Annotated in this window: 14 protein-coding genes; 12 read left to right on the plus strand and 2 right to left on the minus strand. The window is 49.9% G+C overall.

All coding sequences use genetic code 11. The features are described from left to right. Positions 1-13: 13 nt before the first annotated feature. On the minus strand, positions 14-763 hold the full coding sequence (locus WCT94_RS14630; protein WP_015840196.1) for a MipA/OmpV family protein: 750 nt from the start codon (positions 761-763) through the stop codon (positions 14-16). A gap of 455 nt (positions 764-1218) precedes the next feature. On the opposite strand from WCT94_RS14630, the gene yeaG reads away from it, so the two are divergent. The 4 genes from yeaG to WCT94_RS14650 all read left to right on the plus strand — a co-directional run bounded on the left by yeaG (position 1219) and on the right by WCT94_RS14650 (position 6421). Next, positions 1219-3153: a protein kinase YeaG gene (gene yeaG, locus WCT94_RS14635; protein WP_336870140.1), complete on the plus strand. Its 1935-nt coding sequence runs from the start codon at positions 1219-1221 to the stop codon at positions 3151-3153. Between the two features lie 36 nt (positions 3154-3189). Beyond that, on the plus strand, positions 3190-4464 hold the full coding sequence (locus WCT94_RS14640; protein WP_180741079.1) for a YeaH/YhbH family protein: 1275 nt from the start codon (positions 3190-3192) through the stop codon (positions 4462-4464). Positions 4465-4620: 156 nt separating this feature from the next. After that, on the plus strand, positions 4621-5031 hold the full coding sequence (locus WCT94_RS14645; RefSeq protein ID WP_336870141.1) for a hemerythrin domain-containing protein: 411 nt from the start codon (positions 4621-4623) through the stop codon (positions 5029-5031). Between the two features lie 187 nt (positions 5032-5218). Continuing rightward, positions 5219-6421, plus strand: coding sequence for a multidrug effflux MFS transporter (locus WCT94_RS14650; RefSeq protein WP_336870142.1), 1203 nt, complete (start codon positions 5219-5221; stop codon positions 6419-6421). Positions 6422-6472: 51 nt separating this feature from the next. Here WCT94_RS14650 and WCT94_RS14655 read toward each other — a convergent pair whose 3' ends face one another. Then, the gene (locus WCT94_RS14655; RefSeq protein WP_336870143.1) at positions 6473-7726 is read right to left on the minus strand and encodes a D-amino acid dehydrogenase; all 1254 of its coding nucleotides are present in this window, start codon (positions 7724-7726) and stop codon (positions 6473-6475) included. Between the two features lie 485 nt (positions 7727-8211). On the opposite strand from WCT94_RS14655, the gene WCT94_RS14660 reads away from it, so the two are divergent. From WCT94_RS14660 to WCT94_RS14695, 8 genes are all read left to right on the plus strand, one after another. Then, positions 8212-9192 (plus strand): 6-phosphofructokinase, encoded by a 981-nt coding sequence (locus WCT94_RS14660; RefSeq protein WP_336870145.1) that lies wholly within the window; start codon positions 8212-8214, stop codon positions 9190-9192. Positions 9193-9202: 10 nt separating this feature from the next. Further along, the gene (locus WCT94_RS14665) at positions 9203-9496 is read left to right on the plus strand and encodes a PTS sugar transporter subunit IIB (RefSeq protein ID WP_015840189.1); all 294 of its coding nucleotides are present in this window, start codon (positions 9203-9205) and stop codon (positions 9494-9496) included. Positions 9497-9509: 13 nt separating this feature from the next. After that, positions 9510-10847: a PTS sugar transporter subunit IIC gene (locus tag WCT94_RS14670; protein WP_336870146.1), complete on the plus strand. Its 1338-nt coding sequence runs from the start codon at positions 9510-9512 to the stop codon at positions 10845-10847. A 60-nt stretch (positions 10848-10907) separates the two neighbouring features. Further along, on the plus strand, positions 10908-11186 hold the full coding sequence (locus WCT94_RS14675) for a hypothetical protein (RefSeq protein WP_336870147.1): 279 nt from the start codon (positions 10908-10910) through the stop codon (positions 11184-11186). Between the two features lie 6 nt (positions 11187-11192). Further along, positions 11193-11630 carry a PTS sugar transporter subunit IIA gene (locus tag WCT94_RS14680; RefSeq protein WP_336870148.1) on the plus strand — a complete coding sequence of 146 codons (438 nt, stop codon included), beginning with the start codon at positions 11193-11195 and terminating at the stop codon, positions 11628-11630. Next, a complete protein-coding gene (locus tag WCT94_RS14685) occupies positions 11627-12160 on the plus strand; it encodes an AAA family ATPase (RefSeq protein WP_336870149.1) in 534 nt (177 codons plus the stop codon). The genes WCT94_RS14680 and WCT94_RS14685 overlap by 4 nt, the downstream gene beginning before the upstream one ends. Positions 12161-12196: 36 nt before the next feature. After that, positions 12197-13096 carry a tagatose-bisphosphate aldolase gene (locus tag WCT94_RS14690; RefSeq protein WP_336870166.1) on the plus strand — a complete coding sequence of 300 codons (900 nt, stop codon included), beginning with the start codon at positions 12197-12199 and terminating at the stop codon, positions 13094-13096. Positions 13097-13336: 240 nt separating this feature from the next. Next, a complete protein-coding gene (locus tag WCT94_RS14695; protein WP_181828480.1) occupies positions 13337-14878 on the plus strand; it encodes a SpoVR family protein in 1542 nt (513 codons plus the stop codon). Positions 14879-14944: the final 66 nt, after the last annotated feature.

Below are 14944 nucleotides of genomic sequence, written 5' to 3' on the forward strand. Positions count from 1 at the left end.
CTCACGAAAAGCATCAGAAGCGATAGCTGACACCTGCGCTCATTAAAATGCTGTGGTTACTATCGACAATCGGGCTGTCCTTCATTTCGTCAGACAAACGCGTGTAACGACCCACCGCCCAGGCACTCCAGCTTTGGTTAATCTGATAACCGGCGCTCAGTTCAAGGTACGGCGCCCAGCCATCACCAGGGCTGTATTGGTTAAAACCAGAACGCGCAGATTCTTGCGCACTCACGCCGTAGTAATACTGGTTCATGTTTTCACTAAACCAGGTCGCACCAATACCTGGGGTGATGCTCAAATCGCCCATTGAGAAACGGTAAAGGTAAGCGGTATCCCACGCAAAACCGTTGCTGTAATCCAGCGTGTCGCCTGCCAGTACGGTACGGATTTCGCCCCAGTCGGCGATATGACGGTAGGCCGCGCCCGCCATCAGCGTACCGCGGCGTTTATCTAACTGCTTCATACGCAGATCGTCGCTATCTCCCGGTTTAAACCCTAAAGGCAGGTAGTAAGCCGTTAAAGAGAGACGATTTGCGCCGTCATTCCACAGGTAGTATCCACCACCCAGCCCGCGGAAATAAAAATTTTCACTTTCATAATTCAGTACAGGAAGCGGATAAACGTCATTATCAACACCACGGTATACAGACGTTGAACCCGCAGCGCCAAGGCCCAGAGAGACATCTGCGGCATAGGCTGAAGGCAGGAGCACAGCACCAGAAATCAGTGCGGCCAGCATACATAGTTGAGGTTTTTTCACAGTTTTCTATTTCCTATTACAGATAAATATCATGAAACATGATAAGCCAATTACACACGTTCGCGTTCAGGTTATATAAAAATAACCTTAACGAATAACCTAACTATTCGATAGGTTTTACGTGCGCTAACGTCGGTAATAGGCAGTGTCCTTAAGGCTGAGCGCCTATTCTCTATAATGGTACACGGATTTTCCTGAAAGTGAGTCCTTGAAATATCTTAAAAATACGTCTGTGGACTAGAGGAAATTTTACGGATGCAAACTACGCTTTAATACAGAAGGTGACGTCTCCCTGACCAGCAGGCATGAATAAAATCACGACGCCCTGACGCAACAAGTTGGCATAAGGGTTGCTGGACTCAGGAGATTTCTTCTTTCGGAGGGCAATACATTAATAGGCATATATTCCACGCGCTCTCTTAATCTGTGCTAATCGACGAAGGACGGGCATCGCTATGAACATATTTGATCACTACCGCCAGCGCTACGACGCTGCCAAGGACGAAGAGTTCACTCTGCAGGAATTCCTTACCATCTGTCAGCAGGATCGCAATGCTTATGCGAACGCCGCTGAACGATTGTTAACGGCTATCGGTGAGCCTGTAATGGTGGATACCGCCCAAGAATCACGAATGTCGCGCCTATTCTCGAACCGGGTGATTGCTCGCTATCCGGCTTTTGAAGAATTTTACGGTATGGAAGAGGCCATCGAACAAATTGTTTCTTACCTGAAACATGCCGCGCAGGGGTTAGAAGAGAAGAAACAGATCCTGTATCTGTTGGGGCCGGTCGGCGGCGGGAAATCCTCTCTGGCCGAACGCTTGAAAGCGCTGATGCAACGTGTACCGATTTACATCCTCAGTGCCAACGGCGAGCGCAGTCCGGTGAATGATCACCCGCTCTGCCTGTTCAACCCGTTGGAAGATGCCGCAATACTCGAAAAAGAGTACGCCATTCCACGGCGCTATCTCGGCACCATCATGTCACCGTGGGCAGCCAAACGCCTGCAGGAATTTGGTGGAGACATTTCCAAATTCAAAGTCGTCAAAGTATGGCCATCGATTCTGGCGCAGGTCGGGATCGCGAAAACCGAACCCGGCGATGAGAACAATCAGGATATTTCAGCGCTGGTCGGCAAGGTCGATATCCGCAAGCTGGAGCATTATGCCCAGAACGATCCTGATGCCTACGGTTACTCTGGCGCATTGTGCCGTGCGAATCAGGGCATTATGGAATTCGTCGAGATGTTCAAAGCGCCGATCAAGGTGCTCCACCCGTTGCTGACCGCGACACAGGAAGGCAACTACAACGGGACGGAAGGTATTGCTGCCCTGCCGTTCAACGGGATTATTCTGGCGCACTCCAATGAATCCGAATGGGTGCAATTCCGTAACAACAAGAACAATGAGGCGTTTCTTGACCGTGTGTATATCGTGAAGGTGCCGTACTGCCTGCGCGTATCCGAAGAGGTCAAAATTTACGACAAGCTGCTTAACCACAGTGAGCTGACGCATGCGCCTTGCGCCCCCGGCACGCTGGAAACGCTGGCTCGCTTCTCCATTCTGTCGCGCCTGAAAGACCCCGAAAACTCCAGCATCTATTCCAAGATGCGGGTTTATGACGGGGAAAGCCTGAAAGATACCGATCCGAAGGCGAAATCCTATCAGGAGTACCGCGACTACGCAGGCGTAGATGAAGGGATGAACGGCCTGTCGACCCGCTTCGCGTTCAAGATTCTGTCACGTGTCTTTAACTTCGATCACAGTGAAGTCGCGGCTAACCCGGTACACCTGTTCTACGTACTGGAACAGCAGATCGAGCGCGAACAGTTCCCACAAGAGCAGGCAGAGAAGTATCTGGAGCACCTGAAAGGCTATCTGACGCCGAAATACGCGGAGTTTATCGGTAAAGAGATCCAGACCGCCTATCTCGAATCCTATTCCGAATACGGCCAGAACATTTTTGACCGTTATGTTACCTATGCGGATTTCTGGATTCAGGATCAGGAGTACCGTGACCCGGATACCGGCCAACTGTTTGACCGTGAATCGCTAAACGCCGAGCTGGAAAAAATCGAGAAGCCTGCGGGTATCAGCAACCCTAAAGACTTCCGTAACGAGATCGTCAACTTTGTCCTGCGCGCCCGTGCCAATAATAGCGGCCGGAATCCAAACTGGACCAGTTATGAAAAACTGCGCACGGTCATTGAGAAGAAAATGTTCTCCAACACCGAAGAGCTGCTGCCAGTGATTTCGTTTAATACCAAAACCTCAACGGATGAACAGAAAAAACATGATGACTTCGTCGATCGTATGATGGAGAAAGGCTACACCCGGAAACAGGTACGTTTGCTGTGCGAATGGTATCTGCGGGTGAGGAAATCATCATAATGACGCACGATGCTGGCAACAGCGTTTGGGGGAAACATGGCCTATTTTATTGATCGACGGCTAAACGGCAAAAACAAAAGCACGGTGAACCGCCAACGCTTTTTGCGCCGCTATAAGTCGCAAATAAAACAGTCGATTTCCGAGGCCATTAATAAGCGTTCGGTGACCGACATCGAAAGCGGGGAGTCAGTGTCGATCCCCAATGCAGACATCAACGAACCGATGTTCCATCAGGGCCGTGGAGGACGCCGCCACCGCGTCCACCCGGGCAACGATCACTTCGTACAGAACGACAAAATCGAGCGGCCACAAGGAGGTGGCGGCGGTGGTTCCGGTCAGGGGGATGCCAGTAAAGATGGCGAAGGCGAGGATGAGTTTGTCTTTCAGATCTCCAAAGACGAATATCTGGATCTGCTGTTTGAAGATCTGGCGCTGCCTAACCTGAAGAAAACCCAGCATCGGCAGATGACCGAGTACAAAACACACCGCGCTGGCTACACCGCTAACGGCGTTCCCGCCAATATCAGCGTAGTACGGTCGCTGCAAAACTCGCTGGCACGCCGTATGGCGATGACGGCGGGTAAACGCCGGACGCTGCATGAGCTGGAAGAGTCGCTGGAACAGCTGGCGCATACCGAGCCCGCACAATTGCTGGAAGAGGAACGGCTGCGGCAGGAAATTACCGAACTGCGCCAGAAAATTGCACGCGTGCCGTTTATCGATACGTTTGACCTTCGCTACAAGAACTACGAGCGCCGGGCCGAACCATCGAGCCAGGCCGTGATGTTTTGTTTGATGGACGTATCCGGCTCCATGGATCAGGCGACAAAAGACATGGCGAAGCGCTTTTATATTCTGCTGTATCTGTTCCTCAGCAGAAATTACAAAAACGTGGACGTTGTCTATATTCGCCATCACACGCAGGCAAAAGAGGTCGATGAACAAGAGTTCTTCTACTCTCAGGAAACCGGTGGCACCATTGTCTCCAGTGCGTTAAAGCTGATGGAGGAAGTCGTACGCGAGCGCTACGATCCGTCACAGTGGAATATCTATGCGGCACAGGCGTCGGATGGCGATAACTGGGCTGATGATTCCCCGCTGTGCCACCAGATTCTGGCGAATCAGCTTCTGCCGATGGTGCGCTACTACAGCTATATTGAGATCACCCGACGTTCACACCAGACGCTCTGGCGCGAATATGAAACGCTGCGCGATACATTCGATAATTTCGCTATGCAGCATATTCGCGATCAGGATGATATCTACCCTGTCTTCCGTGAACTTTTCCGTAAACAAACCGTAGGGCATTAGCCATACCCAGCCAGTTATCTGTTAGCCGTTGATGATGATAGTCATTGATGATCAACAGTTAGCTGGCTGATTTTCTTTCTCTGCGCATTTTTTTATAAACATGCATTTAAAATGCATGTATTATAAATGACATTATACCTGCACAGAGAATCACTTATGAACATTGATAAATTCAAACACCAGCACACCGAGATACTCGAAAGCATTGATACCCTGCGCCAGCTATCTCGGGCTGGCGTGACGGAGAATGCCGCTGACATCGCCCGCGCCATCGTCGCCATGAGTTCCACCATCAAATTGCACCTGTCCGCAGAAGATCGCGTACTTTACCCTTCGCTTCAGCGCAGCGGTGATGAACAGTTAACGAAAATGAGCCAGCATTATCAGGATGAAATGCAAACCATTGCCGCCGATTACGATGCCTTTTCCCGTCGCTGGAATACGGCTTCACAGTTGATGGGTCATGACCGGGATTTCCGGGCAGATGCCAATCACGTATTGCGGAAGGTCTACGAGCGTATGCAGCGGGAGAACCATGATTTTTATCCCCGCATTGAAACGGCCTGAGTAGATTAAGCACACCTGGCTACAGGGCGGAGAACGCTGACAGACAACAACTCCGCCCCGTTCATTCGGCCTTACAACGCCCTTTTTCGTCACATTAGCGTGACAATGTCACAAAGATAACACTTTCTTTCCGCCCGCGTGCGCATTACCCTATCGACCCCATAAAACGTAGATTTCTGTTTTTGTTATGCAACGATTTGTTCTGATTTTACTGACCCTGGTTCTGCTCGGCCCTCTGGGTATCGACATCTATTTGCCGCTTATTCCTGCCATCGCCGTGGCGCTAAACAGCCCTGAATCGCTGATTCAATCCACCGTCGCTCTGTTTATTCTGATCATGGGATTAGGCCAGCTTCTGGCTGGGCCGCTGGTCGACAAGTACGGTCGTCGCCCGATGGCGTTGGCTGGCGTGATTATCTATATCATCGGAGCCATCATGGCCGCGCTGGCGACCAGCGCTACGCTATTTGTTCTTTCACGCCTTTTTCAGGGTATGGCTGTCTGCTGCACCGCCGTTGCCATTTTCAGCAGCGTCCGTGACAAGCTAAACGGCGACGATGCCGCCAGAACCTATGGTTTTCTCAACGGCACGCTGAATATTGTGCCAGCGCTGGCGCCGCTATTGGGCGGTCTGTTGGCTGAAGCTTTCGGCTGGCGCGCTCCCTTCTGGTTCCTCGCAGGCTACAGCATTCTGGTTCTGGCACTCGTTATCCGTTTTCTGCCTGAGACGCGCCCGGACTCGACGCTGCCCGTACACGGCTTGCCGCTGCGCCAATACGCACGTCTGTTATCCGATCGCCACTTTCTAGGGTTCGCGTCAGTCAACGCAGGCGCAATGGGGATGGCGTTAACCTACGTCACTTTTTCCCCTGTGGTGCTGATGAATCAAGCACAGCTGACGCCGCTTGAATTTTCGATTGCCTTCGGCGCAAACGGCTTTTGGATCATGCTGGTCAGCTTTTTTGCGAACCGCATTATCCGCAAAGTCGGCCGACCACGCTGTCTCGCTGTAGGTAGCCTGCTGATGGGCGCGGGTTTCCTTTCGCTGCTTGGTGGTGTCGTGCTCTTACCTGAAACGCTGCAAAACACCTGGCCGACTTACATGCTGCCCGTCGCGCTGGCCTGCGCCGGTCTGGCATTTTTGATCGGGCCCTCCACCAGCTATGCGCTGGAGCCTTATTCGAATGAGGCGGGGATTGCGTCGGCGATGGTAGGATTCGTGCAAATGGCAGGCGGTGCGGCGCTGGGGTTAATTGCGATGGCGCTCCCTCTGCCATCAAAGATATCGCTGGCGCTGGTGATGCTCTGTGCCGCACTGTTGGCAATACGCGCCCGCCTGCTCACGCGGCACCACAAGGGCAGCATTACATCACTGCCCCGCACTGAGTAAAATCTCGGTGATGTTCAAAACATTAATGAGTTCAAAAACAGCACAGCGATACTAACGCACGTATCTTTCCACGGACAAATCATCGGTCTCAATCTCCGGTGATTTGTTCGACAGAATATCTGCCAGTACCTTTCCTGACCCGCAGGCCATCGTCCAGCCTAACGTGCCATGCCCGGTATTCAGATACAGATTTTTCAGCGGAGAACGCCCCACCAGCGGCGTGCCGTCTGGCGTCATCGGACGCAGCCCCGTCCAGAATGTCGCTTGTTCAATCGGACCACAATGGGGATACAGATCGCGCACGACCATCTCCAACGTCTCACGCCGTTTAGGATTCAGATCGGTGTTGAAGCCCACCACCTCAGCCATTCCTCCAACGCGGATGCGACGATCGAAACGCGTGATTGCCACTTTGTAGGTTTCATCCAGCACGGTAGAAACTGGCGCGGAGGCATCATCCGCCAGCGGGATCGTCAGTGAATAGCCTTTCAGCGGATAAACCGGAATGTCGAACCACTGGCGCAGTAGCCCCGTAGAATAGGAACCGCAGGCCATCACATAGGCGTCCGCCACGATCATCTCGTCATCACACTGAACGCCCGTTACGTTTTGGCCTTCCACCCGTAGTTGGCGGACGTTACGTCCCAGCTTAAAGGTGACGCCCGCATCGGCAGCCATCACCGCCAGTTGACGAGTGAACAGTTGACAGTCCCCTGTCTCATCATGCGGTAAGCGCAGCCCGCCGGTCAGTTTCTCCGCCACATTCGCCAGCGCAGGTTCAACGGAGGCCAGCTCATGACGCGTCAGCAGTTGATATGGCACGCCAGCTTCTTCCAGCACGGCGATATCCCGAGTTGCATTGTCATATTGCTGTTCGGTACGGAACAGTTGCAGCGTCCCGCCTTGCCGACCTTCGTACTGAATACCGGTATCTCGCCGCAGCTGTTGCAAACAATCACGGCTGTACTCCGCCAGACGCACCATCCGCGCTTTATTGGTCTTATAGTGGCGCGCATCGCAATTGAGCAACATTTGCCACATCCAGCACAACTGCGCGGCCGTGAAATCGGGCCGGATAGCCAGCGGCGCATGGCGCTGAAACATCCATTTGATCGCTTTCAGCGGTATTCCCGGCGCCGCCCAGGGCGCAGCATAGCCGGGAGAAATCTGCCCGGCATTACCGGCGCTGGTTTCTAACGCGGGCTCCGGTTGCCTGTCGATAACGGTGACATCATGCCCTGCCTGCGCAAGATACCAGGCGGTACTCACGCCAACTACGCCACTTCCCAGAATCACAACCCGCATGCTACCGCTCTCCCTTTCTCTCCGCTAAAGACCGTCTAATCTGCTAGAAAACTGTTTATTTAATGGAATAAAACACTAGGTAACAGGTGAAACTGGAGACTACTCTAGCATTTGGGAAGGAATTGTCACCCGTCTCAACGATAGCATTTATCTATTGTTACTTCTCACCTCAAGCAAGCTTCTCCAGGACGTTGGTAACGAAATAACTGTGAAACCATTCACAAAATAGGCATTCGTTTTTTAGGAAGAAACGGCAGAAAAGATAAAAAAGACGAAAATGTTAAAACTCAAATGAATGAAGATGTTAGCCCAATCGCACATTTTAAAATCATGATAACCATCACAGAAACCCATCCCTATTCATCCCTGTCAAGCTGCGAAACCCCGTAATTAAATACAAAATTGCGATATTCATCAAAAAAATGCTTTATCAGTTTAATAACATTGTGTTCACACGATAATTATTCATATTTCAGAGGTCAACGATGAAAATTGGATTAGTCATTAGTGGCGGCGATGTTAGCGGAATAAATAACTTCATCTTTCAGGTGAACAGAATGACAGATGCTGACATCGTTATTTTTGATGGTGGAATTAATGGCCTTATCGACAATTGCTGCAAAGCGATTACTCGCCGCGATCTGGTTGATTATTCCATCTCATCAATGCCGTTGATGACGTCAGGGAGAAGAGCCGGAAAATGCAGAAAATCTGATTATGAGAAAATCGTCAAAAATATACAAAAACAAAAACTCGATGCGCTCATCATGGCTGGAGGAGATGGATCCTTCCAATTCCTCAAGAAGCTCAGCCACTACGGTGTTCATTGCTACGGTGTAGGAATGACGATTGATAATGATATTTCAGGCAATAGCTACACAATTGGTTTTTCTACCGCCTGCGAACAGGTAATGAGTGAAGTAGAAAAGTTACGTAATACGGGTCGGGGATTACAAGGCCGAGTATTCATGATTGAACTGCTGGGCGGTTATTGCGGGGAATTAACATTACAGGCAGCGTTGAAAAGCAATGCTGATATTGCGCTTATTCCAGAATCGCCCTGGGACATGGATACGTTATCACAATGTATTCGGGAGAAGATTACAGAACAGAACAGCGTGATTATTTTATGCTCTGAAGGCTATACCCAGGAATATACACCCGGCTTTCAGGGCGCGATCGACACCATTATCAAGAAGCTAGAGCACAAAATTGGAATCCGTATCCGAAAGACTATTTTGGGATATGGTTTACGAAATGGCGCGCCCACCGGGGAAGAAATTATTCAGGGCACCCTTTTAGCAGAGGAAGTCGTTCGGTGTATCAACACTGGGCTGACAAATAAAATCATTATTATTAATAACAACAACAAAGCTATTCCCATCGACTTAGAGGAGTCCGAACGCCGCTTAGTCGATGTAGAAAGTCATTTTTATAAGCTCGCGAAAGCTCATCATCTTATATGAGGCCATTATTATGTTGAAAGTTCTTTGCGTATGCGGCTGTGGATTAGGCTCCAGTTTCGCTATCGAAATGAGTGCCAAATCCGTACTAAAAAAACTGGGCATTGATGCAGAAATAAATCACACCACGATTTCAGAAGCCTCTGCCTTCCGTTATGACGTCATTTTAACGCAGAAAATATTTGCGGATATTCTGACTAGTGATGCCAATGAGGATGAGAAAAAAAGAATCATCATTCTTAATAAATTGACCGACAAAGACGAAATAGAAGAAAAAATCTTAGCGTATATTCAGGCTCATAAATAACATGAGGTGAAAAATGAACACCGTTATCAATTTCATTGTGAAAGATTTATTAGGCCAGGCATCCATATTAATCGCACTGATCGCCATGATTGGTTTGGTTCTACAGAAAAAATCAGTCGGCAAAATTGCAGAAGGAACGTTCAAGACCCTGCTAGGTTTCCTCATCATGATGGCGGGGATTAACATCATCGTCGACACCCTGACGTATTTGAATAGCATCTTTACTCAGGGTTTTGGCATGACAGGCTACATCACCGATGTTGCTGCCATCGCCGGGCTGGCCAACCGCGAACTCGGGTCAGAAGTGGCATTGACGCTTATGGTGATCTTTGCGGTCAACATCCTTATTGCGCGCATTACTCCCTTTAAATATATCTTCCTGACCGGGCAAGCCCTGCTGTGGATGGCAACAATCGGTACCGTGATCGGCTATAAATCGGGTTTAACCGGCGCAACACTGATCCTCACCGGAGGCATATTTGGCGGCATTATGGCGGTGCTGATGCCCGCGCTAGCACAACCCATTGTACGTAAAATCACGAATTCTGATGATGTGGCACTCGGGCATTTTTGTACCATCGGGTATCTGGTACAGGCTGCTGTCGCCCGCGTAGTCGGTAAAAACTCCAAATCTACCGAGGATTTAACGCTACCCGATAACTTCAAGTTCTTGCAGGATACCTACCTGTCAATGGCCGTGGTTATGGTACCGATGTACCTCATCCCGGCCGTGGCGGCTGGGCCGGCCTATATCGCGCAATATGCCAACGGCGTTAACTATCTGATGTATTCCTTCATGCAGTCCATGCAATTTGTCGCAGGGGTGTTTGTTCTCTACAGCGGTGTGCGTCTGTTGCTTAATGAATTAGTTCCGGCATTCCGCGGTATCGCGATGCGTCTGGTACCCAACGCCAAACCCGCGCTGGATTGCCCGGTGCTCTTCCCTTACGCGCCCAACGCCGTGATTGTCGGCTTTCTTGCTACCACCGTCGGTTCTGTTCTGGGAATGCTGATCTTCCCAATGTTTGGGCTGGCGATGATTCTGCCGGGGTTATTGACCAACTTCTTTGCCGGCGGGACAGCGGGTATTTTCGGCAACGCACTCGGAGGGCGTCGTGGTGCCATCATCGGAGGCGTCGTTCATGGTCTTTTCATTACCCTATTACCCGCCATTCTGGTGCCATTACTGGAAGTCTTCGGGTTTACCGGTGTGACCTTTAGTGATTCTGATGTCATCAGTACAGGTCTGATATTAGGGCACGCATTCCAACAAGATTGGTTATTTGTCGCTGCGTTTGTCGCATTCGTTGCATTTATTGCCTTTATTGCGAACCGGAAATTATCGCAATAGCGCATGACCTTTCGATGGTCTGTCGTCATTAATATTATGCAAACGGGTTAAGGGGTCACTATGTTTTCTTTTCTCAGGCGTTTTTTATCTTCCGGATTTTCTGCCGATCGTCGTAGTCATGTGAATGACAACATTGCCAAAGAAATGGAAAAAGAATTAGCAGAACTGGAATCTCGCTTAGTACAAGATCCGAGCCATAGTGAAACACAGAAAATGTTAATGATTAAATACAACCAGGCCATCCAGTTATTTTCTGGGCATCCTGATTATCGACATCGCGTTGATGATATTTTTATCAAAATTGATGAACTCAGAAATACCATTCGTAAAAGTATATGAGGCGTTATGAGCATAAAAAACTTCCTGTTACAACATAACTGTATTCAACTTGGCGTGGTATGTAAAACGTGGGAAGACGCAATCTATTGTGCCGCACAACCATTAATTGACGCAAAATTTATCACGGAGGAGTATCCCATCGCGGTGATAAAAAACACGAAGGAATATGGTCCTTATTATGTTTTTGATGAAGGCATCGCGATTCCACATGCTCGCCCTGAATGCGGGGTGCGGGTGAATTGTTTCAGTTTACTGACGTTACAAGCACCGATCTCTATTCAGGGAAGTGAACCCGTGGATATTTTAATTATGTTCGGCGGCGTTAGCAGTGATGCACATATTACGGAAGGCATTGCCTCTATCGTCAATTTACTGGAAAAAGACGACATGATCTCTCGTATTCGAACCGCCATCACATCCGATGACATTGCCGGGGTATTATGAAAAAACTTATTTTAGTAAATGGTATACCAGCATCGGGGAAAAGTACGGTAGCTCGAGTCATTGCGGATGAATTCCATCTCCCGCTGTTAAGCCTCGATGAAATAAAAGAGCCTTTCATGGTGCAACTTTGTGACACGATTGATAGAACGTTAAACAGAAAGCTAGGGTACGCCGCATACCAAGCCATGTTTAATATCGTTCAGCAGGCACCGAAAAATAGCACTACTATTCTTGATGCCTGGTTCGGGTTTCGCGAAAAATCACGATTACAAGAATATATCACCGCGTGTGATATCCACCACACACTTGAAATATGGAATGCAATTTCCCCCGAACGAGTAGCAGAACGTTATCAGGCCAGAGTGCATAAAAGAATAAAAGGCCATCCCGGTGATGAGTACCTGCCGGAATTAATGGCACTCGCACATCAGGCTCACCCGATGAGTATTGGTAAGTGCTACACGGTTGATCAGGATAAGGACATTAATTATCAGGAACTCATTCAATGGATTAAAAAAAACCTGGATTAATCGATTATTGATATTAATTTTATGAGGATAATTATGATGAACACCATGACCACGGCTGAATACCGGGGATATCAATTAATTTGTGATGCAACGGGCTCAATGATGGTTATTGCCTGCGATCAACGTGGCGGGATGCGAACATTATTAGCATCGACCCCTGAAGCACAGGCGGCCATTACTAATGAAACATTAGGAAAAACAAAATATGACATCACGCGTTATCTGGCGGCAGAGGCAGGATGCGTGCTGGTTGATCCGATTTGCGCCATACCCGGTCTGATCGATGACAACATTTTGCCTCGTGATACCGGTCTGCTCATTGGGCTTGATGCGTCAGGCTGGGAAACGACGCCAGAAGGGTATCGGATCTCCACGCTGGTTGAGGGCGTCACGGCGCGCAAAGTGAGGGAATGGGGAGCGACAGGGGGGAAAATGATGATTTACCTGCGTCCGGACAGACCGGATGCCAATACCCGTAACCTTGAAACACTTCGTACCGTGATACAGGATTTTGCACAGGAAGATTTACTGCTCGTCGTCGAATTTCTGACCTACTCTCTGGAAGATGAATCTCGCGACACCTACACGCGTCTCCTGCCCGAACTCATTCCAGCAGGCTGTCAGGCCTGTATCGAGGCAGGCGCAAAGGTTTTAAAAATTCCTTATCCCGGATCTGATGAAGCCTGCGCGCACGTTACCGCGCTCTGCGGTAACATCCCCTGGGCAGTCCTCTCGGCGGGTGTCGATCACGCAACGTTTCTCCCTCAGGTAGAAAGCGCGTTAAAAAATGGCGCATCTGGCGTCATTGCCGGGCGTTCACTCTGGAAAGACTGTATATCCCTCGAACGTGCAATTTCAAAAGAGAAACTGTCTACCGTCGCCGTCTCGCGACTCAGAGATATTCAGGCACTCCTAAAACGCTATCAACGGCCCTAATCCAGCCTGCATTTTTTGCGCTCTCTCAGGAGAGCGCACTTCCCTCTCCTCCCGTACATACGCATGAATTTTCTACCCTATCGACAACCTTTTACCATCACACACGTTCGATTCCTCAATTGCCGCTCCACCAAAGCTCAGCTATAACTAAATGAACAACGATGGTTTTTTTGGCTGGGCCAACCGGAAGGCAGTAAACGGAATCTCACGTACCGGTTTGCTATATTAGGGGGCGCGCTGATGGCTATATCCACGGATAATCAGGTAAAAAAAACACTTCGCCTGAGTGATGGACCGGACTGGACGTTTGAGTTATTGCAGGTTTACCTTGATGAAATTGATCGGGTGGCCAAGTTGTATCGTCTGTCGACCTATCCTCATCAGATCGAAGTCATCACCTCAGAACAAATGATGGACGCCTATTCCAGTATAGGAATGCCGATCAACTATGCCCACTGGTCGTTCGGGAAGAAATTTATCGAAACCGAACAGCGCTACAAACACGGGCAGCAGGGGCTGGCGTACGAAATCGTCATTAACTCCGATCCCTGTATCGCGTATTTGATGGAGGAGAACACGCTGCCGATGCAGGCGTTGGTCATGGCGCATGCCTGCTACGGACACAACTCATTCTTCAAAGGTAATTACCTGTTTCGCAGTTGGACCGATGCCAGCTCCATCGTCGATTATCTGCTGTTTGCCCGGCAATATATCGCGCAATGCGAAGAGCGTTATGGCGTGGACGAAGTCGAACGCCTGTTAGATTCCTGCCATGCGCTCATGAATTACGGCGTTGACCGCTATAAGCGTCCGCAAAAAATTTCGCTTGAAGAGGAAAAGTCCCGCCAGAAAAGCCGCGAGGCCTACCTGCAAAGCCAGGTTAACGATCTCTGGAAGACATTACCACGGCGTGAACAGGGTGCCGCACCGGAGCAAGCGAGACGCTTTCCACAAGAGCCGCAGGAAAATCTGCTCTATTTTATGGAGAAGAACGCGCCGCTGCTGGAGCCCTGGCAGCGTGAGGTTCTGCGTATCGTGCGGAAAGTCAGCCAGTATTTCTATCCGCAGAAGCAGACGCAGGTGATGAATGAAGGCTGGGCGACGTTCTGGCACTACACTATTCTGAACCATCTCTATGATGAAGGCCGGGTCACTGAGCGCTTCATGATGGAATTCCTGCACAGCCATACCAACGTGATCTATCAACCGCCGTATAACAGCCCGTATTACAGCGGAATCAACCCCTATGCGCTGGGCTTCGCGATGTTTCAGGATATCAAGCGCATTTGCCAGTCGCCGACGGACGAAGACCGTTACTGGTTCCCCGATATTGCCGGTAAAGACTGGCTCGATACTCTGCATTTTGCGATGCAGAACTTCAAGGACGAGAGCTTCATCAGCCAGTTCCTGTCGCCTAAGCTGATGCGTGATTTCCGGCTATTTACGGTGCTGGACGACGATCGAAACAACTATCTGGAAATCGCGGCGATTCACGACGAAGAAGGCTATCGCCTGATCCGGCAGGAACTCTCCGCACAGTACAACCTGAGCCATCTGGAGCCGAATATTCAGGTCTGGAATGTGGATTTGCGCGGTAATCGGGCGCTGACGCTGCGCTATGTTCCGCACAATCGCGCCCCGCTGGATAAAAGCAGTCAGGAAGTATTGAAACACGTCCATCGCCTGTGGGGCTTCGACGTCTATCTGGAACAGGCTAACGCAGATGGCAGCGTTGAGCTGCTTGAACGCTGCCCGCCGCGTAACGGAACGGCATCCACATAGCGGAACGTGGCTACACAGCCAAAGACAAAGGGGATTCAGGTTGTTACCTGAATCCCCTTTTCACCT

The organism is Pectobacterium sp. 1950-15 (genome assembly GCF_037136835.1).
In the GTDB taxonomy this organism is placed as follows: domain Bacteria; phylum Pseudomonadota; class Gammaproteobacteria; order Enterobacterales; family Enterobacteriaceae; genus Pectobacterium.

Excerpts from the sequence above, each read along its gene's own strand:
- WCT94_RS14660 (WP_336870145.1), top strand. The coding sequence starts at position 8,212 with ATGAAAATTGGATTAGTCATTAGTGGCGGCGATGTTAGCGGAATAAAT.
- WCT94_RS14655 (WP_336870143.1), bottom strand. The coding sequence starts at position 7,726 with ATGCGGGTTGTGATTCTGGGAAGTGGCGTAGTTGGCGTGAGTACCGCC.
- WCT94_RS14670 (WP_336870146.1), top strand. The coding sequence starts at position 9,510 with ATGAACACCGTTATCAATTTCATTGTGAAAGATTTATTAGGCCAGGCA.
- WCT94_RS14690 (WP_336870166.1), top strand. The coding sequence starts at position 12,197 with ATGAACACCATGACCACGGCTGAATACCGGGGATATCAATTAATTTGT.
- WCT94_RS14665 (WP_015840189.1), top strand. The coding sequence starts at position 9,203 with ATGTTGAAAGTTCTTTGCGTATGCGGCTGTGGATTAGGCTCCAGTTTC.
- WCT94_RS14680 (WP_336870148.1), top strand. The coding sequence starts at position 11,193 with ATGAGCATAAAAAACTTCCTGTTACAACATAACTGTATTCAACTTGGC.
- WCT94_RS14650 (WP_336870142.1), top strand. The coding sequence starts at position 5,219 with ATGCAACGATTTGTTCTGATTTTACTGACCCTGGTTCTGCTCGGCCCT.
- WCT94_RS14645 (WP_336870141.1), top strand. The coding sequence starts at position 4,621 with ATGAACATTGATAAATTCAAACACCAGCACACCGAGATACTCGAAAGC.
- WCT94_RS14675 (WP_336870147.1), top strand. The coding sequence starts at position 10,908 with ATGTTTTCTTTTCTCAGGCGTTTTTTATCTTCCGGATTTTCTGCCGAT.
- WCT94_RS14685 (WP_336870149.1), top strand. The coding sequence starts at position 11,627 with ATGAAAAAACTTATTTTAGTAAATGGTATACCAGCATCGGGGAAAAGT.
- yeaG (WP_336870140.1), top strand. The coding sequence starts at position 1,219 with ATGAACATATTTGATCACTACCGCCAGCGCTACGACGCTGCCAAGGAC.
- WCT94_RS14640 (WP_180741079.1), top strand. The coding sequence starts at position 3,190 with ATGGCCTATTTTATTGATCGACGGCTAAACGGCAAAAACAAAAGCACG.
- WCT94_RS14695 (WP_181828480.1), top strand. The coding sequence starts at position 13,337 with ATGGCTATATCCACGGATAATCAGGTAAAAAAAACACTTCGCCTGAGT.